General features: G+C 70.7%; 24 protein-coding genes. 13 read left to right on the top strand and 11 right to left on the bottom strand.

What is annotated here, in order from left to right; all coding sequences use genetic code 11:
• The first annotated feature begins 74 nt into the window (after positions 1-74).
• The 8 genes from RF637_RS09025 (at position 75) to RF637_RS08990 (ending at position 9680) form a co-directional block, all read left to right on the top strand.
• Complete coding sequence (locus tag RF637_RS09025) at positions 75-1748, top strand: hypothetical protein (protein WP_368844662.1); 1674 nt, start codon at positions 75-77, stop codon at positions 1746-1748.
• Positions 1736-2881, top strand: a complete 1146-nt coding sequence (locus RF637_RS09020; protein ID WP_368844661.1) for an alpha/beta hydrolase — start codon at positions 1736-1738, stop codon at positions 2879-2881. Before RF637_RS09025 ends, RF637_RS09020 begins: the two co-directional genes overlap by 13 nt.
• Positions 2878-3333 carry a holo-ACP synthase gene (locus tag RF637_RS09015; protein WP_368844660.1) on the top strand — a complete coding sequence of 152 codons (456 nt, stop codon included), beginning with the start codon at positions 2878-2880 and terminating at the stop codon, positions 3331-3333. The genes RF637_RS09020 and RF637_RS09015 overlap by 4 nt, the downstream gene beginning before the upstream one ends.
• 82 nt (positions 3334-3415) lie before the next feature.
• Positions 3416-3670, top strand: a complete 255-nt coding sequence (locus tag RF637_RS09010) for an acyl carrier protein (RefSeq protein WP_064845610.1) — start codon at positions 3416-3418, stop codon at positions 3668-3670.
• Complete coding sequence (locus RF637_RS09005) at positions 3663-4868, top strand: acyl-CoA dehydrogenase family protein (RefSeq protein WP_368844659.1); 1206 nt, start codon at positions 3663-3665, stop codon at positions 4866-4868. Before RF637_RS09010 ends, RF637_RS09005 begins: the two co-directional genes overlap by 8 nt.
• Positions 4865-5806, top strand: coding sequence for a hypothetical protein (locus tag RF637_RS09000; RefSeq protein WP_085106552.1), 942 nt, complete (start codon positions 4865-4867; stop codon positions 5804-5806). The genes RF637_RS09005 and RF637_RS09000 overlap by 4 nt, the downstream gene beginning before the upstream one ends.
• On the top strand, positions 5803-6909 hold the full coding sequence (locus RF637_RS08995; protein ID WP_368844658.1) for a DUF1839 family protein: 1107 nt from the start codon (positions 5803-5805) through the stop codon (positions 6907-6909). The genes RF637_RS09000 and RF637_RS08995 overlap by 4 nt, the downstream gene beginning before the upstream one ends.
• Positions 6910-6914: 5 nt before the next feature.
• Complete coding sequence (locus RF637_RS08990; RefSeq protein ID WP_368844657.1) at positions 6915-9680, top strand: glycoside hydrolase family 2 protein; 2766 nt, start codon at positions 6915-6917, stop codon at positions 9678-9680.
• Between the two features lie 162 nt (positions 9681-9842).
• Here the strand turns inward: RF637_RS08990 and RF637_RS08985 are convergent, their stop codons facing one another.
• Positions 9843-11594: an alpha/beta hydrolase gene (locus RF637_RS08985; protein WP_368844656.1), complete on the bottom strand. Its 1752-nt coding sequence runs from the start codon at positions 11592-11594 to the stop codon at positions 9843-9845.
• Positions 11595-11809: 215 nt separating this feature from the next.
• Positions 11810-12763, bottom strand: a complete 954-nt coding sequence (locus RF637_RS08980; RefSeq protein WP_368844655.1) for a hypothetical protein — start codon at positions 12761-12763, stop codon at positions 11810-11812.
• A 124-nt stretch (positions 12764-12887) separates the two neighbouring features.
• On the opposite strand from RF637_RS08980, the gene rlmC reads away from it, so the two are divergent.
• On the top strand, positions 12888-14027 hold the full coding sequence (gene rlmC / locus RF637_RS08975) for a 23S rRNA (uracil(747)-C(5))-methyltransferase RlmC (protein WP_368844654.1): 1140 nt from the start codon (positions 12888-12890) through the stop codon (positions 14025-14027).
• Positions 14028-14194: 167 nt separating this feature from the next.
• Here the strand turns inward: rlmC and RF637_RS08970 are convergent, their stop codons facing one another.
• From RF637_RS08970 to RF637_RS08960, 3 genes are read right to left on the bottom strand one after another with little or no spacing between them, the layout of a single operon-like run.
• Positions 14195-14725, bottom strand: a complete 531-nt coding sequence (locus RF637_RS08970) for a gluconokinase (protein ID WP_260850644.1) — start codon at positions 14723-14725, stop codon at positions 14195-14197.
• Positions 14726-14730: 5 nt separating this feature from the next.
• Positions 14731-15960 carry a D-mannonate dehydratase ManD gene (gene manD / locus RF637_RS08965; RefSeq protein ID WP_368844653.1) on the bottom strand — a complete coding sequence of 410 codons (1230 nt, stop codon included), beginning with the start codon at positions 15958-15960 and terminating at the stop codon, positions 14731-14733.
• A gap of 44 nt (positions 15961-16004) precedes the next feature.
• Complete coding sequence (locus RF637_RS08960; protein WP_368844652.1) at positions 16005-16406, bottom strand: hypothetical protein; 402 nt, start codon at positions 16404-16406, stop codon at positions 16005-16007.
• On the opposite strand from RF637_RS08960, the gene RF637_RS08955 reads away from it, so the two are divergent.
• The 3 genes from RF637_RS08955 to RF637_RS08945 all read left to right on the top strand — a co-directional run bounded on the left by RF637_RS08955 (position 16383) and on the right by RF637_RS08945 (position 19003).
• Positions 16383-16910, top strand: a complete 528-nt coding sequence (locus RF637_RS08955) for a rhomboid-like protein (protein WP_368844651.1) — start codon at positions 16383-16385, stop codon at positions 16908-16910. The genes RF637_RS08960 and RF637_RS08955 overlap by 24 nt on opposite strands.
• A gap of 261 nt (positions 16911-17171) precedes the next feature.
• Positions 17172-17783 (top strand): GntR family transcriptional regulator, encoded by a 612-nt coding sequence (locus tag RF637_RS08950; RefSeq protein WP_064845601.1) that lies wholly within the window; start codon positions 17172-17174, stop codon positions 17781-17783.
• A complete protein-coding gene (locus tag RF637_RS08945; RefSeq protein WP_368844650.1) occupies positions 17780-19003 on the top strand; it encodes an MFS transporter in 1224 nt (407 codons plus the stop codon). The genes RF637_RS08950 and RF637_RS08945 overlap by 4 nt, the downstream gene beginning before the upstream one ends.
• Before the next feature lie 79 nt (positions 19004-19082).
• Here RF637_RS08945 and RF637_RS08940 read toward each other — a convergent pair whose 3' ends face one another.
• Positions 19083-19832 carry a TSUP family transporter gene (locus tag RF637_RS08940; protein WP_368844649.1) on the bottom strand — a complete coding sequence of 250 codons (750 nt, stop codon included), beginning with the start codon at positions 19830-19832 and terminating at the stop codon, positions 19083-19085.
• Positions 19833-19981: 149 nt separating this feature from the next.
• On the opposite strand from RF637_RS08940, the gene RF637_RS08935 reads away from it, so the two are divergent.
• A complete protein-coding gene (locus tag RF637_RS08935; protein ID WP_368844648.1) occupies positions 19982-20998 on the top strand; it encodes an urea transporter in 1017 nt (338 codons plus the stop codon).
• Here RF637_RS08935 and RF637_RS08930 read toward each other — a convergent pair.
• Genes RF637_RS08930 through ureE form a run of 5 tightly spaced genes read right to left on the bottom strand, consistent with a single transcriptional unit; the run spans position 20959 to position 24989 of the window.
• Positions 20959-22020 (bottom strand): HoxN/HupN/NixA family nickel/cobalt transporter, encoded by a 1062-nt coding sequence (locus tag RF637_RS08930; RefSeq protein WP_368844647.1) that lies wholly within the window; start codon positions 22018-22020, stop codon positions 20959-20961. The two genes, RF637_RS08935 and RF637_RS08930, sit on opposite strands and share 40 nt — an antisense overlap.
• 18 nt (positions 22021-22038) lie before the next feature.
• On the bottom strand, positions 22039-23040 hold the full coding sequence (locus RF637_RS08925) for an urease accessory protein UreD (protein ID WP_368844646.1): 1002 nt from the start codon (positions 23038-23040) through the stop codon (positions 22039-22041).
• On the bottom strand, positions 23037-23648 hold the full coding sequence (gene ureG, locus RF637_RS08920; RefSeq protein ID WP_368844645.1) for an urease accessory protein UreG: 612 nt from the start codon (positions 23646-23648) through the stop codon (positions 23037-23039). The genes RF637_RS08925 and ureG overlap by 4 nt, the downstream gene beginning before the upstream one ends.
• A gap of 34 nt (positions 23649-23682) precedes the next feature.
• Positions 23683-24504, bottom strand: a complete 822-nt coding sequence (locus RF637_RS08915; RefSeq protein ID WP_368844644.1) for an urease accessory protein UreF — start codon at positions 24502-24504, stop codon at positions 23683-23685.
• Positions 24504-24989, bottom strand: coding sequence for an urease accessory protein UreE (gene ureE / locus RF637_RS08910; RefSeq protein WP_368844643.1), 486 nt, complete (start codon positions 24987-24989; stop codon positions 24504-24506). Before ureE ends, RF637_RS08915 begins: the two co-directional genes overlap by 1 nt.
• Positions 24990-25124: the final 135 nt, after the last annotated feature.

The following is a 25124-nucleotide window of genomic DNA, read 5'->3' as shown; positions in this document are numbered from 1 at the left end:
GGGCACCCATCACCACGGGGGACGTGCGAAGGGGCGCGGCTGAGGCGCACCGGAGCAGAACTGGGGGAGATTTCATGCGTATTGCCGGGCAGGCAACTTTCTTGACGGACCACGACCACACCATCCACGCGTGGGTCCACGGCCCCGCGGACGATCGTGTGCGCGGCGCCGTGATCGTGGCGCCGGCCTTGGCGCGCGAGGAGGTCGTGAGTCACCGCAGCATGCGCCTCGTGGCCGCGCGCGCCGCGGAATCCGGGTGGCTCGTGATCCGCCTGGCGTGGAGCGGGACCTCCGAATCCGGTGCGCGTCCGGCCCTGAGCAACCCGCTCGAGGTGTGGCACGAGGACCTCGCGGTGGCCCACCGTGCCGCGCGGGAGCTCGTAGGACCTGATCTGCCCGTGCACGGGATCGGGCTGCGCATCGGTGCGGGTGTGCTCGCGACCTCACCCCTGCCGTTCGATCGGCGCGTGCTGTGGGAACCGGTCTCGGGCGCCGTCTACATGCGCCAGTACACGGGCCTGCGGCGCACGAGCGGGTTGATCCTGCCGCCCGAGGTCCCCGACGGCGTGGAGATCGGCGGCGCACACTTCACCGACGCCGAAGCCGCGGCCATCCGCGCCCTACCGGATCCCCGCAAGATCAAGACCCCGGGTCTGATCACGGTGCGCGAGGAGGACCGGCGCATCGCCAAGAAGTTATACGGCGTGGCCGCGATCTACGCGAAGGCGAGCCCGGAGGCGATCGCCGCCCTCGTGGGTCGACTGGACGATTCCGTCCCCACCACGTCCCACAGGGAGGACTGGGTGGACGTGAGCGGCTGGCGTCCCACGACGACCGCGTGCTTCCATGTGGCGGAGTTCGGCGCGGAGGTCCAGGAGGACCTGCTGGAGCTGGGCCCGGACCACTTGCCGACCTCCTACACCCACCCCGTGGGCCGCGACGGCACCGGGGCCGGCGCGGTGGTGCTCGCACCGCCGTCCGCGGACCCCAAGGACGGGCCCACGGGACTGTGGACCGTGCAGGCACGCCGACTCGCCGCGCGCGGTGTCCCCGCGCTGCGCATCGAGCGTCACCACTGCGGTGACGCCGCTGGCCTGGACGAGGTCAAGGACATCAACCCTTACACGGGGCAGGGCGTGGCGGACCTGGACCTGGGTGCCGCGTGGCTGGCCGAGCGCACCGGGGAAAAAGTCACCGGGGTGGGGCTGTGCGTGGGCGGCTGGCTGGTCGCCATGGCCCCGCCCACGAGCGCCATGACCACCCGCGTGGTGCTCAACAACGTGGCGTGGCGCGCGGCGGAGAGCTACTACGACAAGCTCTATCGCAACTGGGACGTGGACGCCGTGCTGGAACAGCTGCGCACCATGAGCGACGTGGAGGTCACCACGAGCTGGCGCACGCGCGCCAAGGACCGGGTGCGCCGCCGCATGCCGTACATCGCGTGGCTCGTGCTGGGCCGGCGCAACATCCCCAACGTTCCCGAGGTGGTCATGGAGTACGCGTCCCGGGGCGCCGAGGTCACGTTCTACTTCGGGCCGGAGGACGGTCTGCTCTTCCAGCAGGAACGCGGGGAGGAGGGCCTGGCCCGGTTGCAGCGCCAGGGCCGCCGGATCAGGGTGGCCCACGTGCCCGCCCTGGACCATTCCCTCCAGGCCCACGCCTCACGCCTCACGGCCCTCGAGATCGTGGACGCCGCCCTGGGCCTGAGCCCCTCACCCGCCGAGGAGGTCGTCCCGTGCGCCGTCTGAGAACACGCAGCGCCCGCGCGCTCGCCGGGTGCGCCCTCACGGCCGTGCTGCTGAGCGGCTGCGCGGCCGGCGGGTCCGGCGACCACGCGCCGTCCTCCTCCGGTGAGAGCCTGGGTTTCGACGACGCCGCGCTGTCCCAGGTGGGTTTCGCGGACCCGCAGCAACTCACGCAACCGTCCCACGGGATCACCGTGACGGGTGCGCGGGGGCTCTCGGAGCGGGCCGCGGAACTCGCGGTGAGCACGGACCAGGTCTCTGCCGAGGCCCCGGGCGGGCGCAACTCGGTGGTGGTGATCACCCCGCAGGACTACGACCCCGCGAAGAAGTACCCGGTGGTGTATCTCCTCCCGGGCAGCGGTGCCACGGAGTCCCCTGCCCTGCAGTGGTACGAGGCGGGTCAGGCCGAGCAGCTCACCCAGGGTCTGCCCGTGATCACTGTCATCGTGAGCGGGGGCAAGGTGGGCTGGTACTCGGACTGGGCGTCCCAGGAGGAACTCACGCAGAACTGGGAGACATTCCACCTGGACCAGGTGGTCCCGTGGGTGGATCAGCACCTGTCCACCAGGGCGGACCGCGAGCACCGCGTGATCATCGGCAACTCGATGGGCGGGTACGGCGCCATGCGCTACGCCGAGCAACGTCCCGATCTCTTCGGGGAGGCCGTGAGCCTGTCCGGGTTGCTGGACCTGTCCTCGAACGAGGCCAAGCAGACGATCGCCACGGGATCCCAGGAGGCCACGGGCCGCACCGATTCGGTGTTCGGCAACGGCTCGATCACGACCGAGGAACAGTGGCGTGCGAACGATCCCGCGGTCCGGAGCGGGGAGCTCAAGAATGTCCACGTGCAACTCTTCGCCGGCCGGGGAAACGGCCAGGAGGGGGACATCGAACCCGCTCTGAAGGCCACCACGGTGACCATGGCGCGCGAGCTCGAGTCACAGGGAGTGGATTACCAGTACACCGAGTACGGCCAGGCGGGCCAGTGCAACGGCGGCCACGAGTTCCCGTGCTGGACCCCCGCGGCCACGGTCGCCCTCGGGCGCTGGGCCGATCGGGTGGGCGTGAAGCGCACCTCGCCCCAGCCGTCGGTGCCCTCGGCATTCGAGGACGTGACCTCACGGAGCTCGTCGTGACGAGCGCGCCCGTGACCGTGACACGCGGGACCGAGGCAGGGGACGGTGTCGTCGGCGTACCCCGCGTGGGCTGCGACCTGCAGGAGGTCGCGCCCGTGGCCGAAGCGCTCGCACAGCGCGGGCAGCGGTACCTGCGGGCACTGTTCGCGCCCGAGGAGATCGCCGACCTCACGCGTCCGGACGGACGCCCGCTCGCGGCGGAGTCCGTGGCGGGGTGCTTCGCGGCCAAGGAGGCCGTGCTGAAGGTCTTGCGCCCGAGCGCCGACGACGCCGTGGCCTGGCCCCAGATCATGATCCGCTCGGACGCCCACGGTGCCCCTCGCGTGGAACTGCGGGGCACGGCCGCCCGCCTGGCCCGCGGCGCCGGACTCGGGGCGTGGAGCGTGAGCACGTCCCACGACGGAGGCTTCGCGATGGCCGTGGCCCTGGCCATCCGCTCACCCCAGCCCTGACCGGAGGCCAGACCACCGCGCCGACCGGTACCCGGGGCGCGGACATCGAAAACCACCACATCAACCGAAAGAGGTTCACCCCATGGATTCCACCGCCATCGAGACCACCGTCCGCTCCGTGCTGGGCCAGCACGGGAAGCTGTCCGAGGACGCCGGGACGATCGCCGCGGATGCGGACCTGTACCGCGCAGGCATGACCTCCCACGCGTCCGTGAACGTGATGCTGGGCCTGGAGGACGAGTTCGACATCGAGTTTCCCGAGGAGCGCCTGACCAAGGCCACGTTCACGTCCATCAACTCCATCACCGAGGCCGTGGAGGCGATCAACAATGACTGATCATGCAGTATTGACCGACACCTCGCAGCGAGGTGCCGAGGACACCGACCGGGCCGAGCGGGTCGCCGCGCGCGCGGAGGCCGTGGCCGCCGTGGCGCGCGAGTTCGCGGACGCGGTGGACTCGGAGTCCCGGTTCCCGCGGGAGGCCATCGAGGAGGCCCGCGCCCAGGGCCTGTTGGCCGCGCCGATCCCGGAAGCGGACGGTGGGCTGGGCTACAGCATCACCGAGCTGTGCCGGATGCTCGAGCGCGTGGGTCGGGAGTGCACCTCCACGGCCATGATCCTGGCCATGCACCACTCCCAGGTGCTGTGCCTCACCCGCCACGCGGACACCGACTTCCTACGGGACTACACCCGCCGCGTGGCCGCCGAGGGGCTGTTGTTGGCCTCCGCCACGACCGAGGCCCAGATCGGCGGGGACACCCGCAATTCCACGTGCGCCGTGCGCCCGATCGAGGACGGCCGGGTGGCCCTGCACAAGAGCTGCCCCGTGATCTCCTACGGTGCGTACGCGGACGCGATCCTGGTGACCGCGCGGCGCAGCGAGGACGCGGCGTCGAGCGACCAGGTGCTGTTGGTGGTCGAGGCCGAGAACCTGCAGCTGGACCGCCAGCGTGGCTGGGACGCCCTGGGGATGCGGGGCACGTGCTCCGAGTCCTTCGAGCTGGACGCCACCACGCCCGCGGACGCCATGTTCACGGTGCTGTTCGAGACGATCTCCGCGCAGACCATGCTCCCGGCGGCCCACTGCCTGTGGGCCTCCGCGTGGTTGGGCATGGCTACCCAGGCCGGGCTCACCGCCCGGTCCGTCGTGCAAAAGGCCGCGCGTAAGACCCCGGGGACCACACCGCCGTCCGCGCTGCGACTCGCGGAACTCGAGGTGCAGCTGCAGTCCATGACAGACGTGGTGCGTGCGAGCGTGGCCCGCTACGAGGCCGCGTGGGACGATCCGGCCGTGACCGAGTCCATGCAGTTCGCGATCGCCATGAACACCCTCAAGGTCTCGGGCGCGGAAGCAGTGCGCCGGATCGTGGGGGACGCCATGGTGATCGTGGGCATCACCGCTTTCGCCAATCGTTCGCCCGTGAGCCTGGCCCGGTTGTACCGGGACAGCATCGGGCCCTCGGTCATGGTCAACAACGACCGCATCCTGCTCCACACCGCCACACTCCAACTCGTTTCCAGGGGGCAACGATGAGCGCCACGGACACCACACAGGACCTCTCCCAGCTGCAGGACACCTTCCGCGAGGGCCTCGAAGCCCACGGCTGGTTCCTGCCCACCCTCGGGGACGGCGTGACCGGGCTCGGTCCGCAGGCCGAGGACGTCGTGCAGGGCATCGCCGCCGCGGCCCGCAAGGTCGCGGCGCGATTGTCCCCGGACGCGGGAACGCGCCGGTTGCGCTTCCCACCGGTCAACGGGACCCGGTTGCTCGAGCGCACCGACTACGTCGCGTCCTTCCCGCAACTACTCGGGACCATCTCCGCGTTCGAGGGCGACAACAAGGCCCACCGTGAGCTGCTCGCCACGTACGAGGAGCACGGTGACTGGTCCGCCCAGCTCACCCCGGCCGGCCACGCGCTGGTCCCCGCGGTGTGCCACCCCTTGTACGCGTACCTCGAGGGCTCGCAGGTGGACGGCTCGGTGTTCGAGCTCGTGGGCGAGTGTTACCGCCACGAGCCCAGCCCGGACCCCATGCGTTTCGTGACCTTCCGGATGTTCGAGGCGGTGTGCCTGGGCACGCCGCAGGAGGCCCGGGAGCACCGCGAGAAGTGGCTCGAGGCGGGGACCAACCTGCTGAGCTCCCTGGGGCTCGAGGTCCAGGCGGACACCGCCAACGACCCGTTCTTCGGCCGCGCGGGCAAGTTGCTCAGCGCGGGTCAGCGTGAGGCGCAGCTGAAGTTCGAGATCCTCACGGAGGTCTACCCGGGCCACCCCACGGCGATCGCCTCGGCGAACCTGCACGAGGACCACTTCGGCGAGGCTTTCAGCATGCACACCGCCGACGGTGCCGTGGCCCACTCCGCGTGCTTCGGCTTCGGTCTGGAGCGGGTGGCCCTGGCCCTGGCCATGCGCCACGGTTTCGACACCGCCGCGTGGCCCGTGACCGTGCGTCAGGAACTGGGGTTGCCATGACCGCCGTGACCGTGAACCACGGTGGGCCGGCGGATACCGCGTCCGTGCGGGAGCCCTTCGGCCACGAGGTCCTGGCGGTGCGCGGGTGCGAGTCGCTCACCGTGGCGAACGCACCGCGCTCCGTCCTGCACGACCCGGCGGAACCGTGGTCACCCACGAACTGCTACATGGACGTGTGGATCGGTCTCACCGCGACCCTCGGGTTGGACCCGCTGCCCATGCTCGGGGCCGCGTTCAGCGCGGACTTCCTGGGGGACCAGTGGGAGTTCCTCAAGCCCCGGCAGGAGGACCTCGAGACGCTCTACGGCCTCACGGTGGGGGAGTACGACACGTGGCGGCCCCTGGCCGAACACGTGCAGCTGGTGATGTCCCGCGGGGACGCCCTGATCGTGGAGGTGGACGCCTACCACCTCCCGGACACCGAGGGCGTGTCCTACGGACGGGCCCATACCAAGACGTCCATCGTGCCGTTGCGCCTGGATCCGGTCGCGGGGGAACTCATCTACCTGCACAACGACGGTGTCCACGTGCTGCACGGGGAGGACCTCGACAACGCGCTGGGCACGGGTGTGGGTTCCGGGTGGGTCCCGTACCCGTACGTGGAACTCGTGCGCCTGGACGGCATCCGGTCCCTGGCGCCCGAGGCGCTGTGGCAGCGCGCCGTCGAGATCGCGCGGGGGCACGTGCGCCGCGCTCCTGATGCCGGGGCGGGGAATTCCGCGCGCCCCGATCCGGCCGACCGGCTCGTGGCCGCGATCCGGGAGCACGTCCCGGTGCTCGCCGAGCGGGGCATGGAGTACTTCCACCAGTACTCGTTCGCGACGACGCGCCAGGCCGGTCTCACGTCCGGGCTCGCCGCCCACGCGTGCCGGTACCTGTCCCGCGGTGCGCAGGAGTGGCCGAGCGACGTGGACGCGGAGCAGCTGATCGAGGCCGCCGAGCAGTTCGATGCCGCCGCCGGCGCCGCCAAGGCCCTGCAGTTCAAGCTCGCCCGGGCGGCCTCGGGCAGGACACCGCGCATCGACTCGTCCGCGGAGGCGTTCGTGGCCGGGCACACCGCGGGCATGCGCGCGGTGCGTGAGGCCCTGGGCCTGGGGGAGTGACCGGGGTGCGCGACGCCGCGTGGACGCTCCGGCGCCTCGACCCGTCGCAGGACCCGGGCGATGCCCTCGCTCGTGTGATTCCCGCGCGGGTCCCGGGGACGGTGTCCGGTGCCCTGCGGGACGCCCTCGGGGAGGACCGCGTGGCCACCGTGCTGGCCACTGACGGTCCCGACACCGTGTGGGAGTACCGCACCCGGGTCACCACCGCCGGTGGTCGGCACCGGTTCATGTCCACGGGCGTGGCCACCGTGGCGCAGCTGCTGGTCGCGGACCGGGTCGTGCACGAGTCCCACAGTGCCTTCGCACCGTGGGACGTGATCGTGGAGCTGCCGTCCGGGCCGTGTGAGATCGCCCTACGGGTCCTGCCCACGGCGTCCGTGAGCGTGCCGCGCAAGCCGCGCGCCCGCTGGTTGTCGCCGCTCGTGTCCGACCGCTCCCTGCGGTGGCGCCGCACCCCGCTGATCGGCTCGATCGACTGGCCCGGTGCGCTGCCCGTCCTGGGTCCGTGGGGCGGCCTGCGCGCTGTCCCACTTCCTTCTTCCGCCGACGACGACACTCCCCACCCCTCGCTCGGACTCGTACCGCGCGCGGTGCGCACGCGGGTCGGGGAGGACGGTAGCGGCGTCGTGACCGTGGAACTCGGCCCGACCACGGGTACGACCCCGGATCTTTACGCGGACACGGCCGGGAGCGCGGGCGCGGCCGCGGAGCTGGCGTGCGTCGGATGCTCAGCGGACCCGGATGTTTTGGTGGCCCGCGGCGCTGCGGTGGAACATGCGCGTGAAACCGTACACATCACCGTGGAGCCTCCCTATGAGGTGGACGCGCAGCCGGTGACCGCCGAGTGCGTCGTGACCGCGTCCGATGCCACATCGCGCGAAACGTTCACCGTGGACGTGGCCGTGCCCGACCCCGCGCTGTGGTGGCCGCACGGGATGGGCGAGCAACCGCTGTACCGGGTGCGGGTGCGCACCGGGCAGGGGGAATGCACGTACGCCGTGGGGTTCCGGTCGGTGTGTGCCGAACCGCGGGACCGGGACCATCGCGGTTTGGCCCTGCGGATCAATGACGTCCCCGTGTTCGCGAGGGGTGCCGTGTGGGCCGGTGCGGACCCCTTCGAGGTGGCCGCGGACCCGCAGCGCACCCGCGACGTGCTGGAACGCCTGCACGCGGGCGGCAGCACCATGATCCGCGTCCCGGGAACGGCGTGCTACGAGACCGAGGACTTCCACCGCGCGTGCGACGAGCTGGGTCTCATGGTCTGGCAAGACGTGGCCCTGGGGCCTCAGGACCCGCCGGACGATCCCGAGTGGCGCGCCGGGCTGCGCCACGAGGTCCGATACCTCGCCTCACGGTTGGCCTCTCATCCGTCCACGGTCGTGATCTCCGGGGGCACCGAGGTCATCCAGGCCCCCGTGCTCGCGGGCCGGCCCGCCGAGCAGTGGCGCACAGACGTGGTCCTGCGGGACGTTCCCCGCGCGGTCGGGGAGGCCGATGCGGACGTGGTGGTCGTCCCGTCCTCTCCGTGCTCGGACGCGGACCTGGACGCCGCGCAGCACGCGTACGAGACGGGCGAGGCCTCGGGGGAGCGGGCGTCGTCGTCGGTGCCGACCGTCGCTCCCACGGACGCGGCCGATGGCGTGTCCCACTATTTCGGGGTGGGGGCCTACGGGCGACCGCTCGAGGACGCGGTGACCCGCGGGGTGCGGTTCGCTGCGGAGGCGCTGGCCTTCGCGGTGCCGCCGGAACCCGCCGCGGTGCGGGAGCAATTCGGGACGGACGGTCCGCTGGACGATGGGGATTCCACGGACGCGTGGCGCGCCGGTGTGGCCCACGACCCGGGGGCGGAATGGACCTTCGAGGACACCACCGCGATCTATGTCCACCGACTGTTCCTGGACCGGGACAGCGATCCGGACGCCGGTCTGGCGACCCCGGGGCAGCCAGCGTCCGACGGCGCAGGGACGGGTCACGTCGAGCGCCTCGAGTACGAGCGCGCCGCGCTCGCCCACGTGTTCCAGCGGACTTTCGCCCAGTGGCGCAGCAGGGATTCGCCGTGCCGGGGAGCGCTCGTGCTCTCGGCGCTGTCCATGGCCGCGGGGCCCGGGTGGGGTGTCCTGGATGCTTCCGGGCGGCCCACCGCCGCGTGGTACGGGATGCGCCGGGCGTGCGCGCCCGTGGCCGTGTCCTTCCTCCCCGCCGGCGGCGACGGACTACCCGTCCATGTCTGGAACGACGGCCCGACCCCGCTCACGGCCACACTGCGACTGACCGTGGCCACGGTGCACGGCGGCTGCCAGCAACCCCTCGACATCCCGGTCACGGTGCCCGCGCGCGGCGAGACCGTGATCCGCGCGGACCTCGCGGACGGTACGTTCCGGGACCTTGACCACGCGTACGGTTTCGGCGAGCGGGAGTACGACGCCGTGTCCGCCCAGCTCGTGAACCCCTCCGGTCGCGTGCTCGCCCGGGACGTCCACCTGACCGGCGGACCGCGACGCAACGATGCACCCGATCCGGGACTTGACGCTCACTGGGTCAGGACGGAACAGGGGGAGTGGTCGGTGGCCGTGACGGCGTTCGGACTTGCGCGATTCGTGGCCCTGGACCTGCCCCGCGGGGCCGTGGCCGAGGACGGCTACGTCCATGTACTCCCGGGTGAGACGGTGCACGTTCCGGTCAGCGGAGCCCTCGCCGACGAGGGTCGTGCGGCCGCGCGGGTGCGGGCGCTGGGCGTCCCATCGGTACCGGTGGGCGCCGAGTCCGAGTAGCCGACGATCTATCAACGGGCCGGGTGAAGCGTCACCTCATGACGGCCCCATGAGCCGTATCGACGAGAGAGCCCCGCACGTGCTGGCAACGCCACCCGTGCGGGGCTCCTGAGTCATTTGCCGGCGGTTGTCATCGGCCCGCTGTCCCGTACGCGCCGCGGTTCACACCTCGGGCACGTACGCCAGGACGTAATCCACCATCCGGCGGCACGATTCCGTGGCGAACAGCGAGTGGTCCAACGGGTCCAGGACGGTGAGCGTGCTGCGCGGGCCCAGGCGCTGGGGTGTGACCCCGCAGTGCTTGGCATCGGCGGGTCCGAAGACCGCGTCCACCGTGAGTCCGGGGATCTTGGCGAGCCGGCGCAGCGTGGGCTGCGGGACGTCGATGACCCCCACCCCGGCCGCGAGCGCATTGACCCGAGGTGACGCGTTGCGGGCGCGGTGACGGGTGCCGCGTACCACGGTGCGCGCCGTCGTCCCCACGTAGGCGTTGAGCCCGGCCAGGACGGCATCCCAGCGGGAGCCGGCGGGTGCGTCGTCGGCGGCGAGAGCGGACGACGGCGCTGCCGCCGCCTCGTCCTGCCCGGGCAGGGTCGGGGCCAGGGGGCCACCGCGCAGGCCCTGGCGCCAGTAGCGCCACGGTGCCCGCTGCCACGCGACGTTGTTGATGACCATGAGCGTGAGTCGTTCGCTCACGGTTGCGGGCAGTTCGTGGGCCGAGGCCACCAGGCCCCACGCGCCCAGACAGATGCCTGCCCCCAGGAGCGGACCGTCCGTGAGCTCGCTCAGGTGCATCACGAGTTCCCGGGACTCGGTGAGCGTGTGGTGAGCGTACGGGTTGGAGTCCTGCGTGATGTCCGAGCGCACGAGCTCGCCGGTGTCGGATCGTTCGGCAAGCAAGCACACGGCGCCGCGCGCGGACGCGAGCAGCGCGGTGCGCAGCCACAGACCGCCGGAGGCCTCCATGACCTCCGAACCTGGGGAGATGAACGCCAGCCCGGGGGCGTCGTGGTCGCGGGTCACCGGCTCGGTGATGATGGCCGGGCGTCGGGCGGCCCCGCTGGTCGAGCGCCGCAGCACCACGGATGTCCCGGCCACGTCCACGGTGATCTCCTGCTCGGGGACCAGGCCGTCCCCGTCGGGACGAGCGGTGTCATCCGGCGTCGTCCCGGCCGGGGCGGCGTCCAGCGCGGTGCGCACGGTGGCGATCAGACGGGCGGGGACGGCAGCCGCGCGGGGGTGCACGTTGATCGGGAGTGCGCCTGCTTCTTCGTCGGACAGGATGCGGATCCGACGATCGGGACCGTCCGCGGGCTCGGGAAGCGCCTTGAGCGCGGCCGCGCCGTGCGAGGACAGCTGCAGGTTCATCAGTTCCGTGCCCTCGCTCACGCGGGGCGGTAGGTCGGGCCCGCCCATGCGGCGCAGTGCGCTCTGGTGGCGCACCCACTGCTTACCGGACACGGGGGCCAGCACCAGCCGGGAGGCCCAGCCATGATCCTCGGTGGCGGCGAGCACGGTGCCGCCCAGGCTGAAGCCCACCCCGTGGACGGGGCCGTGGGAGCTCGCCCAATCGCGGACGGTGGTCAGGTCGTCGACCCACAGTCCGGCGTCCACGGCTTCCTCGGCGGTGGGGCTCTGACCGGTCCCGGACCAGTCGAGGCGCACCACACGCCACCCGTGAGCGGCCAGCGCCCGGGCCGTGTGGATCATGCTGCGGGTCAGGGTCACGCGCTCGCGTCCCGGGGACCCCACGATGATGACGGTCCCGCCGCGCTCGGTGGCCGTGGATTCGTGCACGTCCACCGCGATCCACCGGTTCCCGGCAGGCACCCACCCGTGGCGTACGGAGTCCTCCTCGCGAACGCGTGAGCGGTGGCCGGGCCTGGAACGGCGCAGCTGCGAGTACGTGAGCATGAATGATCCCCCAAGTAATACGTGTCTCCGCCGCGGGCGTCCGGTTCTTCCCCAAGAACCTCGGCGCGCTTGCCCCCTGACGAACTTTTGCCCAGACTAACCATTTTCCCCGGGACGGGCGGAGGGAACTGTGCAAAATCATACGCCTTTAGCACGTGATTCCGGGGTTCCCGAGGGGAAATGCCTGCCCTCCCTTTAGGGGGTACTTAGGGCAGTTACCGGGTTTTCGCGGGGTCCCGCAGGTCGATCCCGAAGACCCGCTTCACCGCAGTGGTCACGTGGCGGCCATAGCGCTGCGAGGACGGCGTCGAGGAGAACGGCAGGAACCTACCGGGGACGTCCGGGTGGGTGATCTTCCCGTGGGTGGGCCCGGACGTGGTGACCTCGAAGCCCGCCCCGCGCAACCGTTCGAGCAGTTCCCTGCGGTTGGTGGGATAGCGGGTGCCGCTGCCCCCGGGTTTCGCGCCGGTGTGCTCGAGGGAGTCGGGGGTGTCCGCCCAGGTCTCGTCCGGGCGCCGGGCGATCGCCCACCCGCTGCGGTAGATCCCCACCACGCGGTGCTCCGCCCGGGTCACCTGCACGCACAGCCGGCCGCGCACGTAGTAGTCGGTGCGCCCGAGGTCCGCGGTCCAGGTGTCCTCGGGGTCCGCCACGACGGCTTGCAGCGCGCTCTCGCTCACGTCCCACACGCCCTGTACGACGACGCCGTCCGCGGGCACCTCGAGCGTCGGGGCCCCCGACAGATCGGAGTCCACGGTGTAGAACGCACGCTCGGGGGCAGTGGTGTCGGGGGTGATGCCCGCGCGCAACAGGCGAACGAACTCCGCGAGCTGCGGGTCCACCGTGAGCTCGCGTGGTGCTTCGGACGCGATGGGCGTGGTGGGTTCCCCGGCGGGGACCGTGCGCGGCCCGGGGCCCGGTTTGGGTGCCCCGCCCGTGGCAGGAACAGCACGGGTGCCGTCCGCGCCGGGAACTGTTCGGGGCCCGGGACCTGACCGAGGCGTCCCGTCCGGCGCTGCTCCGGCCCGAGGTTCGGAGTCATCGCCGACGGCGTCCGCGTCCCCTTGCCGCTCGGAAGGGCGCCACGAGGTGTAGTCCACCGGACGGACGCCCAGTGCGGGGTCCTTGCGGCCGCGCATCGCGGCGGGGGAGGGGTGTGGAGTGCTCATGGCAGGTCCTCGGGCGGAAGGGGCGGTGTCCGTGCCACGCTGTCACGATACCGCCGGGATTGCCAGCGGGCGGGCGGCCCGAGCGGGGAAGGGGCGCGTGCGGCGTCGTCGTAGAATCGAGCGGGTGGAATGCGGATATCACGACCGGGACCTGTGCCGATCCTGCACGGTGATCGAGGTACCCTACGCGCGGCAGCTCGCTCGCAAACAACAGCTCGTGCGCGACCTCGTGGACTCACACGGTGAGCCGCGGTGGCTCGAGCCGGTCGCGTCCGCGGAGGCGGGGTTCCGCAACAAGGCCAAGATGGTCGTGGCCGGGAAGGTCGGCGCACCGACCCTAGGCATCCTGGACCGCGGGGGCCGCGGGATCGACCTGCGCGACTGCCCGCTCTACCCCGAACCCGTGACGCGCGCGATCCACGCGCTCGCCGAGTTCATGGCGCGGGTGCGGCTGTTGCCGTACGACGTGGCCAAGCGGCGCGGCGAGCTCAAACACCTGATCGTCACGGGGAACCCGGACGGGCGGCTCATGATCCGGTTCGTGCTGCGCAGCACCGGGCAGCTGGCCAAGATCCGGGACAACACGGATCTGCTGCGCGAGTTCGTGCCGCACGCGGACGTGCTCTCCGTGAACATCCAGCCTGAGCACAAGGCCGTGATCGAGGGCGCCGAGGAGATCCTGCTCTCGCGGCAGGGCGAGCTGATCATGCCGGTCAACGGCATCGACCTGCGAGTCCGGCCGCGCTCGTTCTTCCAGACGAACACACGGGTCACGGAGCAGCTGTACCGCCAGGTCGCGGACTGGGTGGACGCGGTGGACCCGGCGAGCGTGTGGGACCTGTACTGCGGGGTCGGGGGTTTCGCGCTGCATGTCGCCGCTCCCACGCGCGAGGTCGTGGGCACCGAGATCTCCGCCGAGGCCGTGGCCTCCGCCCGGGACACCGCCCGCGCCATGGGGCTACCGGATGAGGGTCCGGGCTCCGTGCGTTTCCTCGCCGACGACGCCGCCGCGACCCCCGCGGATCTGCCCGGCACCCCGGAGCTCGCGATCGTCAACCCGCCCCGCCGCGGGCTGGAAGCGTCCCTGTGTGCGTGGCTCGAGAACTCATCGGTGGATCATGTCGTGTACTCGTCGTGCAACGCCACGACGCTCGCGCGGGACCTGGGCCGGATGCCGTCCTTGCGGCCCGTGGAAGCACGACTGCTGGACATGTTCCCCCACACCGGACACTACGAGGTCGCGGTCCTGCTGCGCAGGGGGTGAGGGGCGGGACTACCGGTTCGATGCCGGCGACCCGGCGAGGCTGACGACGGCGCCGGGCCCGGCGCCGTCGTCCCGGGTCGCGGACGGGCACGCGCATCGAAGAAGCGTCCCGGGGTGCCCTGTCGAGCACCCTGGGACGCTTCGGATGCTTACCGCGAAGGCGCGGACTACGAGTTCGCCGCCGCCATGGCCCGCAGCTTGGTCACCGCCTCGTTCACCATGTCCGGCACGGACTGATCGATGTCGAGCTTGTAGCCGCCCTCCTCCTGCGCGAGCGGCTCGAGGGTGTCCAGCTGGGACTGCAGCAGCGTGGCCGGCATGAAGTGCCCGCTGCGGCCCTCGATCCGCCGGGTCAGCACCGCCACGGACCCATCCAGGTGCAGGAACAACGCCGACGGCGCTTGCGAGCGGATCCGTTCCCGGTACTTGCGCTTGAGCGCGGAGCACGCGATCACCATGCCCTCGTGCTGTTCACCCCGCTCGTGCAGTGTGCGGCCCACGATCTCGAGCCAGGGCCAGCGGTCTTCGTCGTCGAGCGGCGTGCCCGAGGCCATTTTCTGGACGTTCTCGATGGGGTGCAGGCTGTCCCCGTCGACGAAGTCCACACCCAGCTCGTGGGCCACGAGCGTGCCGATCGTGGTCTTGCCCGACCCCGAGACGCCCATGACCACCACGAGCGGTGCGATGTCCGTGCTCACCCCGCTCACCGGTCGTGCACCGTGCCGTCGGTGAGGCGGTTGTAGGGCAGGTGCGCGGTGGTGTACTCGTACTTTTCCGCCTCATCCTCGTCGATCTCCACGCCCAGGCCCGGGGTGTGGGAGGGGTGCAGCAGACCGTTCTCGAACGTCATGTGCTGACGGAAGACCTGGTTGGTCTTCTCCGAGAGAGGCATGTACTCCTGCAGGCCGAAGTTGTGGATGGCCATACCCACGTGCAGCTGCGCCGCGAAGCCCACGGGGGAGACGTCCGTGGAGCCGTGGAAGCCGGACTTGACCTGGTACATCGCGGCGTAGTCCATGACCTTCTTCAGCGGAGAGATCCCGCCGAAGTGCGTGGACGCGCAGCGCACGTAGTCGATCAGCTGTTCGGAGATCAGGTCCTTGATGTCCCAGATCGTGTTGAAGACCTTGCCGATGGCGAGCGGCTGCGTGGTGTGCTGACGCACCAGCCGCAGGGCCTCCTGGTTCTCCGCCGGGGTGCAGTCCTCGAGCCAGAACAGGTCGTAGGGCTCGAGCGACTTGCCGAGCTTGGCGGCCTGGATAGGAGTCATGCGGTGGTGGCCGTTGTGCACCAGGGGCAGCTCCGGGCCGAACTCGTTGCGCACGGCCTCGAAGACGCACGGAATATGGCGCAGGTACGCGCGGGTGTCCCAGTCCTCCTCCGCGGGCAGCGCGGCACGCTGTGCCGGCTGGTAGTCGGAGCGCTCGCCGGGGGCCTGCGGCTGGGCGGCCACGCCGTACAGCGCGGTGATCCCCGGGACCGAGGACTGCACGCGGATCGCGGTGTAGCCGTGCTCCTGCTCGGAGCGGATCGAGTCGAAGATCTCCTCGGTGTCCCGCCCGGAGGCGTGGCCGTACGTGGACAGCCCGCGGCGGGAGGCGCCACCGAGCAGCTGGTACACCGGCATGCCGGCCACCTTGCCCTTGATGTCCCACAGGGCCATGTCCACCGCGGCGATCGCGGCCATGGTCACGGGGCCGCGGCGCCAGTAGCCGGAGCGGTACAGGAACTGCCACGTGTCCTCGATGTTTGCCGGGTCGCGGTCGATCAGCAGGGGTGCCACGTGGTCGGACAGGTACGTGGCCACCGCCAGTTCGCGGCCGTTGAGGGTCGCGTCACCGATCCCGGTGACACCCTCGTCGGTCGTGAGCTTGAGCGTCACGAAGTTGCGTGAGGGACTGGTGACGATGACCTTGGCTTCGGTGATCTTCATGGTGTTTCCTCTCTGGAACGGTGGGCCCGCTCGATTATGGCGGATCAGCGTGTGGACGGGCCGGACCCGTCGCCGCGCTCGGACGGCACGGACGGGCCCTGGGTGGTCATGGGGTGGGAATCCCGGGCCGTGGGGCCGGGGCGGTCGGTGCGGGTCCCCGCGGGAGCCGGGACCTCACCGGGGTGCAGCTGCTCGTGGCGCAGCGAACGGTTGGCCTCGATGGACTTCATGATGTCCTTGAACTTTGCTTCCGTGAGCGGGTAGCCGGCCATGATGAGCATGACGATCAGGAAGATCACCGCGGGGATCAACCCGCCCGCGACCGCCATGCCGTTCACGGTGTCCGGGCTCTGCTGCGGGGCGTGCTGGTCGAACGCCACGACCACGAGCGGCAGGGCGCGCTCGGCGAGGGAGCGTTCCTCGTGGAGCAGTCCACGAGTCTGCATGAGCTGGGCATCAATCCGGTGACCGTTCTGCTGCGCAGCGCCATGTGCGTCTCACCCATCGAGCTCGCGGTGTGGTGGATCGCGTTCTCCCTGGTCGTGGCGCCCAGGGAACATCGCTTCGGGTGGCGGCGCGTGTTCGCCGGCTTCGTGATCGGGCACGTGGGTGCCACCGTGTCCACCGCGGCACTGCAGATGTGGGAGGCCCAGGCCTTCCCGAACCCCGACTTGATCCCGGAACGGATCGACGTGGTCGCGAGCTACGGGTTCTTCGCGTTCGCCGCGCTGGCCACCTATCACGGTTCCGCGCGCCGCAGGCTCCTGTGGGCCGCCGGGCTCGTGGCCGCGGCGGCCGGGGGAGTGGTCCTGGATTTCGGATGGACGGCCATCGGGCACGCGATCGCGGTGCTGCTGGGGCTCGCGTGCTACCGACTCGTGAATCCCGACGCCGCGGTGCACCACGAGGCGCGCGTCCGGGCCCGGCGGTTGTACGAGATGGAGCACTGATCCGGCACGGGCCTCGGTCCCGTGGGTTCGGATCGGCTGAGTTCCACCGCGCTACGGATTGCGACGGCGTAGCAGAGTTCGACGACGCTGCGGAGCCACTCGTCTCGGTTGCCCGCGTGACGTGTGACACTTAGTATGCAGCTTGTATCTATGCAACCCGCGGACTGATCGCCGCGGGTTGCCGCTCGCCCCACACCCCGGGGCACGCGGCCGTGCCAGCGGGTACGGAACCGGCCGGAGCGACGTCGAACAGGGAGCACCATGGCGTACAACGCGGCCGAGCGCGCGTACGAGCACGTCAAGGCCAGGATCCTCACGGGTGAGCTGGACGGGCACATGTTGTCCGAGGGCGTCTTCGCCACGGAGCTGGGGGTCTCCCGGACTCCGGTCCGTGAGGCGTTCCTGCGGCTCCAGGTGGAGGGGCTCATGCGGCTCTACCCCAAGCGTGGTGCGCTCGTGGTGCCGGTGGGCCCGCACGAGTCCCGCGAGGTGCTCGCTGCGCGGCGGGTCGTGGAATGCGCGAGCGTGAAGGAGGCGATCGGGGATCCCGATCTGCCCGACACCCTCGCCGACCTCCTGGAACAGCAGCGAAAGGCTGCGGGCACGCCGCGATTCGGTGAGCTGGATGCCGCGTTCCACACCGCTCTCGTGGAGGCCGCGGGCAACAGTCTGTTGAGCGGTTTCTACCAGGGGCTGCGGGACCGGCAGATCCGGTTGATCGCCACCGCGGTGCGCACGGCCCAGGAGCGGTCTGACGAGATCCTGGCGCAGCACGCGGAGATCGTGGCGGGCGTTCGGGAAAAAGATACGGAACGGGTGGAAGCCCTGTTGGCGGAGCATTTGCAGCGCGTGTACGAAGGGATCGTGTCATGAGTGTGAAACCCTGGATGAGGGTCAGTTCGGCGCTGTTGGCGGTGGCGTGGGGTGGTAACGAGTTCACCCCGTTGCTCGTCATGTACCGCACGGTGGAGGGGTACGAACAGGTGGCCGTGGACATGCTCCTGGCCGCGTACGTCCTGGGGATCGTGCCGGCCCTGTTGATCGGCGGGCCGTTGTCCGATCGGCACGGGCGGCGGGCACTGATGATCCCCGCGCCCATCCTCGCGATGGTGGGCAGCATCCTGTTGGCCATGGGGGCAGGGAGTCTGGTGCTGCTTTTCGTGGGCCGGGTCTTCTCCGGGCTGGCCCTGGGACTGGGCATGGCCGTGGGGACCTCGTGGATCAAGGAGCTCTCCGACCGGCCGTACGAGGAGCACCCGGAGCGGGTCTCGGGCGCTCGCAGGGCGTCCCTGTCGCTCACGGCCGGATTCGCCCTGGGTGCCGTGATCGCAGCGATGCTCGCCCAGTTCGCCCCGCTGCAAACCGTATTGCCGTACGTGATCAACCTCTTGATCTGTCTGCCCGCGGTCCTGCTGGTCGCGGGAGCACCCGAGACCCGCCACGCAAGCGCACCGCACGGCTCCCTCCTGTCCGATCTGAAGATCCCGGCCACGCGTCAGCACAGGTTCTGGTTCGTGGTGGCGCCGTCCGCGCCCTGGGTGTTCGGATGCGCGGCGTCCTCGTACGCGATCCTCCCGGCGCTCATGGCGGACGTCGTGGGCCCGGACTACGGCATCGCGTTCTCGGGGCTCATGTGCCTGGTGGGCCTGGGCTGCGGGTTCTTCATCCAGCCCCTGGGCCGGCACCTGGACCGCGACGGTTCCATCCGTTCGCTCGCCGTGGGCATGGTCGCGGTGATCCTGGGCATGCTCACCGCGGTGGCCTCCGCCGCGACCCTGAACATCCTTGTGGTCCTCGCGGCTTCCGCGGTCCTGGGTTGCGGCTACGGTCTCGTGCTGGTCTCCGGGTTGCAGGAGGTCCAGCGCATCGCCCGCCCGGACGACCTCGCGGGACTCACCGCGGTCTTCTACTCCCTCACCTACGTGGGCTTCTTCGTGCCCATGGTCCTCGCGCTGATCGCCCGGTTCACGTCCTACCCGTGGCTGTTCGCCTCCGGTGCCGTGATCGCGGCCCTGTGCCTGGGCATCATGGCCTACGGGCGGCGGCACGAGGTGCGCGACCTGGACGCGCTCGAGGCGGCGGCCGCGCGGTAGCAGGGGCAGCGGCGTCGTCGTCCCGTGACGAATGCGCCCGTACGGCGGGTGATGCCGGGTCGTCGCGGGGCGGCCGTGCTCAGCCGAGGACCAGGGTCGCCGCGCCGCGCAACAGGACGACGACGCCGCCCGCGGCCGCGAGCGCTATGGCCAGTTTCTGCGCGGTCGCCTTGGTGAGGTGGCGGGACAGCCAGGTCCCCACCGCGATCCCGGCCAGGACCGTGAGCACGAGCGCGCCCACGGCCGCGAGCGCGGGGACGGGCAGGGCGAAGTGCACCCCGGCCGCGAGTTTGGAGACCACCGACAAGGCCCCCATGGACATGAACACGGGCTGCATCGTGGCCGCGAACCGGTGTTGGTCCCAGCGGGTCACGCGCGAGTAGATCACCATGGCGGGGGCCGCCACACCCGCGGTGGAGTTGAAGAATCCCCCGATCACCCCGGCCGGGACCATGGCCTTGCGGCGGGAGAGCTCGGGGGTCGCGGGGGAGAAGCGCGTGACGGCGAGGCCCGCGAGCACCACCGCACCCACGGCCACCTGCAACCACGCGCTCGGCACCCAGCGCACCACGAGCGCTCCGGCCACGATCCCGGGCACGGCGGACGCGACCAGCACCGCCGCGTGCCGCCATTCCACGAATCGGCGCACGGACAGGGTGATCAGGAAACCGGAGCACGTGGTGGCCGCGTTCGTCGCGAGGACTCCCGGGCCGGGACCCATGATCAGGGACAGCACCGGTGCCACCACGAGGCCCACCCCGGTGCCGGACACCCGTTGCAGGACGGTACCCATGAGCACGGCGAGCAGGGCGGCGATGAGGATCAACATGGGCGGCTTCCGGTGAGCGGGGTCGGTGGTTCGAGGGTATCCGTGTGTGCGCCGGCGGGTGGCACCACGTGGGATCCGTGGCGCATGTCATGGGTGCTGCACCCGGGACATGGGTCGCGACCTGGGGATGACGGTAGGAGGATAGGGGTATGAGCTTCCTCCGCGGCATCGTCCGGGCCCAAGGCCAGATCTTCCTGCAGGCCGGATGGGGCCCCGCGGTGTTCGCGCTCGCCGCCATGACGGTGGCGTCCGCGTGGTTCGCGCTCGCCGCGCTCGCGGGGGCGGCGGTCCAGGCAGGGTGTGCGCTGGCGCTCGCCAGGTGGGACGACGCGCGGGGCCTGCACCGTCTCCGGGAGGGCGGGACCCGGGCCCGGAGTGGCATCCCGGGACACGATCCCGAGAGCTCACGGGTCGGTGCAAAGGCCCTGGCCCGGAGCCGAGCAGGGGTGATCCCCGCAGAGGTAGACCAGGGATTGCACGGGTTCAACGGTGCGCTGACGGGGTGTGCCGCGGTGCTCGCGTGCGGGCCCGGGATCCCCGCGGTGGTGTGGACCCTCGCGGGTTCGGCGGTCTGCGCGCTGATCGTGTGGGGCGCCCCCAAGCTCTCGTGGCCCCAATCCCTTCCGCTGCTCACGGGGCCGTTCTGCCTGGTCAACAGCATCGCGGTGACCGTAGCGGTCCCTTTCGAACGGACCCAGGGAGCCGTGGTGCCCCTGGGCTCCCCCGTGCACGACGTACTCGCCGGGGCCGTGCGGGGAGCGCACCAGGTGATCCTGGGCGGTTCCGTGCTGGGCGGGCTGTTGGTGCTCGCGGGGATGTTCGCCGCCGGGTGGCGGGTCGGTGTGTGGGCGGCGGCCGGGACCCTGGTGGGCACGCTCACCGGGTTCGTGGGGATCGGGCGGGGCCCCGCCGCATCCGGGTTGCTGGGCTACGGCGCGTTGCTCGTGACCGTGGCGCTCGGTGTCGCGTTCCCCGCGCGGGGGTCCCGCATCCTGCGGATCGGGGTGCCCGTCCTGGCCGCCGCGCTCACCGTGCCGCTGTGGTGGGTCATCACGGCCGTGGGGGTCGCGCCGTACACGTGGCCCTTCGTGCTCGTCACGTGGACCGTTCTGGCGCTGCGCTCCCGTCAGTGGAGGGCGGGGGAGGCCCGCCACGACGAGCGGTGAACCAGGGCGAAGATGCCCCACACCGCGAGCAGCCCCGCGATCAACAACAGTCCCGCGTGGCCCAGGTCCACGGAGGCCAGGAAAGTGGTGAGCGGATCGTTGAGGTCGAACGCGGTGTTGAGCACCGCGCCCACCGTGATGAAGGCGATGAACAGGGCGGAGACCGCGGAGATGCCCGTGATCACCGCGTTGAACCCGAGTTTGCGCATGGGATTGCGCCACGTGGAGCCGTACATGCGCAGCACGGCCAGTCCGTTGAGGGAATCGCACAGGCACATGCCCGCGGCGAAGAAGAACGGCAGGGAGATCAGGGTCCACGTGGACACCCCTGCCACGGACGCGGACGCCGTGATGATCAACAGGGACACGGTGCCCGCGGTGTCGAAACCCAGACCGAAGAGGAAACCGAGCACGTAGATGTTGCGCGGGCTCTTGACCCGCTGCAGCGGCCGGTCCAGGACGCGGGCGATCAACCCCTGGGACCGCATGTCCTTTTCCGTGATCTGCTGCCCGTCCGCCACCGCGCGCCGCAGCCGCCACGACCGCACGCTCGCGGTGGCGTTGTACGTTCCCAGCACCAGCAGGAAGACCCCGGATACCGTGCCACCGATGATCCCCAGCGCGGTGTTCGCGGTGGTGCCCTCTTCGATGAACGAGGACACGAACGTGGCCCCGAGCACCACCAGGACTCCCGCGAGGATCACGACCGAGCTGTGCCCCAGGCTGAACGCGAGACCCACGCTCGCCGGTCGCTTGCCCTGGGAGATGAACCGGCGGGTCGAGTTGTCGATCGCGGCGATGTGGTCCCAGTCGTAACTGTGCTTCACCCCCGTGAGGTAGCACGTGATCACGAGTCCGATGGACAAGGGAACGGAACTCTCCAGGGCCCCGGCACCCAACATGCCCAGCGCGAGGACGTGCAGCAGCACCACCGCGCCCAGGGTTGCGAGCACCCGGGAGCGCAGACTCCACTCACTCACTGCCGTGCGGGTCACCGCCGTACTTCCATCGGTGCGCGTCATCTCTACCTCCAACGGACGTCAGTACTTCCTCAGGTTCACGGGCCCCTGGCCGAAGAACCGTTCGCGAACCACGGCCACCGCGGCCAGGATCAGCTCGTCGATCTCCTGCGTCGAGTTGCCCAACACACGCAACGCGAACCCGGGCACGGCCAGGGCGGAGGCGCCGCCACGGAGGTGCCCCGCGCGCTCGGTGAGCAGTGCGCGGACGGCTGCCAGAGCGGCGTCGTTCACGCGGGGATCCAGGACCAGCAGCGAACCCACGTGGCTGAACCCCTCGAACGAGCCCACACCGTCAAACCCCGGCTCATCCCCGGAGGGTTCCAGGCGGATGTTGTCGAGCGCCACCGGGCGCCCGGACATCCGCACCTCGGTGCGCAACCGGACACTGTCGTAGCGGAACGGCTCGCCCGTGGGGGACCAGCCGGGCGTGACGACCTCCGCGAGCACCAGGGTCGCGGACGGGTCCATGTCCACGAGCGTGTGCTGCCGATAGCGTGAGTCCCGGTAGGCGATCAATTGGTCCGGCAGGTACTCGAGCCGCGCGCCCGAGCCCAGGCACACCGTCATCTCCTGGGTCGAAAGACCCACGGGGGTGCGGTAGACCTTGGTCGCGGACTGGGTGGTCAGCAGCAGGTCCGCGCCGTCCCCGACCGTGACGGCCACGCGGTAACGGTCACCGTCCAGGTACGCGCCGCCGGGATTGACCACCGTGTAGGTCACCTGCCCACTCGCGTCCAGGTAGTGCGGGCGCAGCACGCGCAGCGCCCCGCGGTGGAACTGGTGGGTTGCCACGGAACGCCCCGGGCGCGCCGTGATTCCCAGTTCCAGTTCACCGCGCCACGTCTCTCGCGCAGTTCCGGGGGACGACGACGCCGCGGTCACCGTGTTCGCCGATGCCGCCACAGTCAGCTTGGTCGCAGCTGTCCCCGCGGTCGTCGACGCCGACTCGGACGCGTCGTCCCGCGTGGCCGTCGGCGCGGCGGAGGCGTGCGTGTCGGTCACCGGTGCGGCTGGGCTCACGTGAGGTCCTGCATGAGGACGTCGTGGCGCAACCACTCGATCACGTGCTCGAGGCCCTCGTCCGTCTTCAGGTTGGTGAAGCAGAACGCCTTGTCCCCGCGGAACTGGTGGGAATCGGCCTCCATGACCGTGAGGTCCGCCCCCACGTGCGGCGCCAGGTCCGTCTTGTTGATGATGAACAGATCGGACTTGATCATGCCCTGGCCGGCCTTGCGGGGGATCTTCTCGCCCTGGGCCACGTCGATGATGTAGATCGAGAAGTCCACGAGCTCGGGGCTGAACGTGGCGGAGAGGTTGTCCCCGCCGGATTCCACGAACACGATCTCGAGGTCCGGATGCTCCTGCTCCAACCGGTCGATCGCCGCCTGGTTCATGGAGGTGTCCTCGCGGATCGCGGTGTGGGGGCACCCGCCGGTCTCGAGTCCCACGATCCTGTCCAGGGGCAGCACGCTGTTGCGGGAGAGGATCTTGGCGTCCTCGATCGTGTAGATGTCGTTGGTGATCGCCGCCATGGAGATGTCCTGGCTCAGCGCCCGGGTGAGGCGTTCGATCAACTGGGTCTTGCCCGCGCCCACCGGTCCGCCGATCCCGATCTTCACTGCCGTCATGTGGTTTATTCCTCCGTACGTTCGGTGGCGCGGTTCAGCTCATGAACATGCGCGCACGTTGGGTTTCGTGATGCATCTGGGCGATCTCCAACCCCGGGGAGACCACGCCCAGATCGGACATGTCCAGCGTGGAGATGCGCTCCCATGCGGCCGCGACCCGGGGGCGCAGTGCTCCCAGGGTGCGCTGGCCCGCGTTCTGCCCGATGGGGATCCCGCGCACCGCGTTCTGGGTCAGCGAGGTGAGGGTGGAGAACAGGAAGGCCTGCGTGATCGCTGCCGGGGGCACACCGTGGTCCACCCCGATCAGCGCGAACACGATCGCCTGGTGGCCGTGGCACGTCCCCTCCGCCACGAGGCGGGCGTAGCGTTCCAGTCCCGGGCCGGGTAGGGACAGCGTGCCGATCTCGAGCAGCCGGCGTCCCATGGTCAGCCCGGCTTGTCGCACCTGGGCCGGTAGGGCCTGGGCGAACATGAGGGCGTCGAGTCGGACGAGGCCGGCGTCGATGTCGGAGTCGGGTGTCGCGTCCGCCGGGGCTGCGGGGGGATCCGCGGGCGACGCCGCGCCATCGGCGGCCGCCAGCGCGGAAGGTGCCGTGCCCGCCGAGGCTCCGTTCGCCGTCGTCCCCGCGAACAACTCCGCGGTGAGCCGCACGGCCAGACCGTCCGCGTAGACGAGCTGGTGGTCGAGGAAACGTTCGAGCCAGTCCTGGAAGCTCGCTTGGTCCGACACGGTGCCGCGTTCCAGGTAGGTCTCCATGCCGAACGTGTGCGCGAATGCCCCCGTGGGCAGCGCGGAATCGCAGATCTGCAGCAGCGGCAGGAGAGATCCCGCCCAGTCCTGTGCGTCCCCGGTCATTAGTGCGTATGCTCCGCGTGGCGGAACGGGACCGGCATCACGCGCTCCTGCCGCTCGTAGGGCACGCCGTGCTCGTCCAGGTACTGGGTCACCGTGTGGTCGAGCTGCACCACCATGACCTCTGCGCCGTATTCGGAGGACGCGTCGAAGAACTGGGCCTGCAGGTGCCGGTTGCCCAGCCCGTGCGCCGTCATGCCCATCTCGGTGATGGTGCGCGGGGCGATCACGAGCACGTCCGTGGCCTCGACGGACACGACGACGACGCCGCGCTCGTCCCGGAGCAGGATGTCCCCGTCCTGGAGGTCGCCGGCCGCGCCGCGCGGACTGTCCAGGCGCAACCCCAGGGTGCGGCCGTGATCCGTGGTCACGCGCTGGATCCGCTTCACGAGTTCGGAACTGGGCAGCACCACCTTCTCCACGTGCAGCCCCTGCCGTTCGGAGGGGGACAAATCGGCCAGGTTGCCCAGGACGCGGTCGACGATCACGAGATCCTCCTTGTCGGGAACGTGTCAGGAATGGTTGTTCGGGGTGCCGGTGCCGGGGCGGCAACGACGGGCCCGCAACGACTGGTTGGCGGCGCCGGGTGCCCGCCGAGCGCCGTCGTCCGCGGATTGCCGGCG

This window comes from Kocuria sp. CPCC 204721 (assembly GCF_040980945.1).
Lineage (GTDB): Bacteria > Actinomycetota > Actinomycetes > Actinomycetales > Micrococcaceae > Kocuria > Kocuria marina.
Note: the sequence above shows the minus strand (reverse complement) of the source record. Positions and strands in the feature narration are given on the sequence as shown.

Coding starts and splice junctions, on each gene's coding strand:
- RF637_RS09025 (WP_368844662.1), top strand. CDS start 75: ATGCGTATTGCCGGGCAGGCAACTTTCTTGACGGACCACGACCACACC.
- RF637_RS09010 (WP_064845610.1), top strand. CDS start 3,416: ATGGATTCCACCGCCATCGAGACCACCGTCCGCTCCGTGCTGGGCCAG.
- RF637_RS09005 (WP_368844659.1), top strand. CDS start 3,663: ATGACTGATCATGCAGTATTGACCGACACCTCGCAGCGAGGTGCCGAG.
- RF637_RS09000 (WP_085106552.1), top strand. CDS start 4,865: ATGAGCGCCACGGACACCACACAGGACCTCTCCCAGCTGCAGGACACC.
- RF637_RS08995 (WP_368844658.1), top strand. CDS start 5,803: ATGACCGCCGTGACCGTGAACCACGGTGGGCCGGCGGATACCGCGTCC.
- RF637_RS08985 (WP_368844656.1), bottom strand. CDS start 11,594: ATGCTCACGTACTCGCAGCTGCGCCGTTCCAGGCCCGGCCACCGCTCA.
- RF637_RS08980 (WP_368844655.1), bottom strand. CDS start 12,763: ATGAGCACTCCACACCCCTCCCCCGCCGCGATGCGCGGCCGCAAGGAC.
- manD (WP_368844653.1), bottom strand. CDS start 15,960: ATGAAGATCACCGAAGCCAAGGTCATCGTCACCAGTCCCTCACGCAAC.
- RF637_RS08960 (WP_368844652.1), bottom strand. CDS start 16,406: ATGCAGACTCGTGGACTGCTCCACGAGGAACGCTCCCTCGCCGAGCGC.
- RF637_RS08950 (WP_064845601.1), top strand. CDS start 17,172: ATGGCGTACAACGCGGCCGAGCGCGCGTACGAGCACGTCAAGGCCAGG.
- RF637_RS08945 (WP_368844650.1), top strand. CDS start 17,780: ATGAGTGTGAAACCCTGGATGAGGGTCAGTTCGGCGCTGTTGGCGGTG.
- RF637_RS08940 (WP_368844649.1), bottom strand. CDS start 19,832: ATGTTGATCCTCATCGCCGCCCTGCTCGCCGTGCTCATGGGTACCGTC.
- RF637_RS08935 (WP_368844648.1), top strand. CDS start 19,982: ATGAGCTTCCTCCGCGGCATCGTCCGGGCCCAAGGCCAGATCTTCCTG.
- RF637_RS08930 (WP_368844647.1), bottom strand. CDS start 22,020: ATGACGCGCACCGATGGAAGTACGGCGGTGACCCGCACGGCAGTGAGT.
- ureG (WP_368844645.1), bottom strand. CDS start 23,648: ATGACGGCAGTGAAGATCGGGATCGGCGGACCGGTGGGCGCGGGCAAG.
- RF637_RS08915 (WP_368844644.1), bottom strand. CDS start 24,504: ATGACCGGGGACGCACAGGACTGGGCGGGATCTCTCCTGCCGCTGCTG.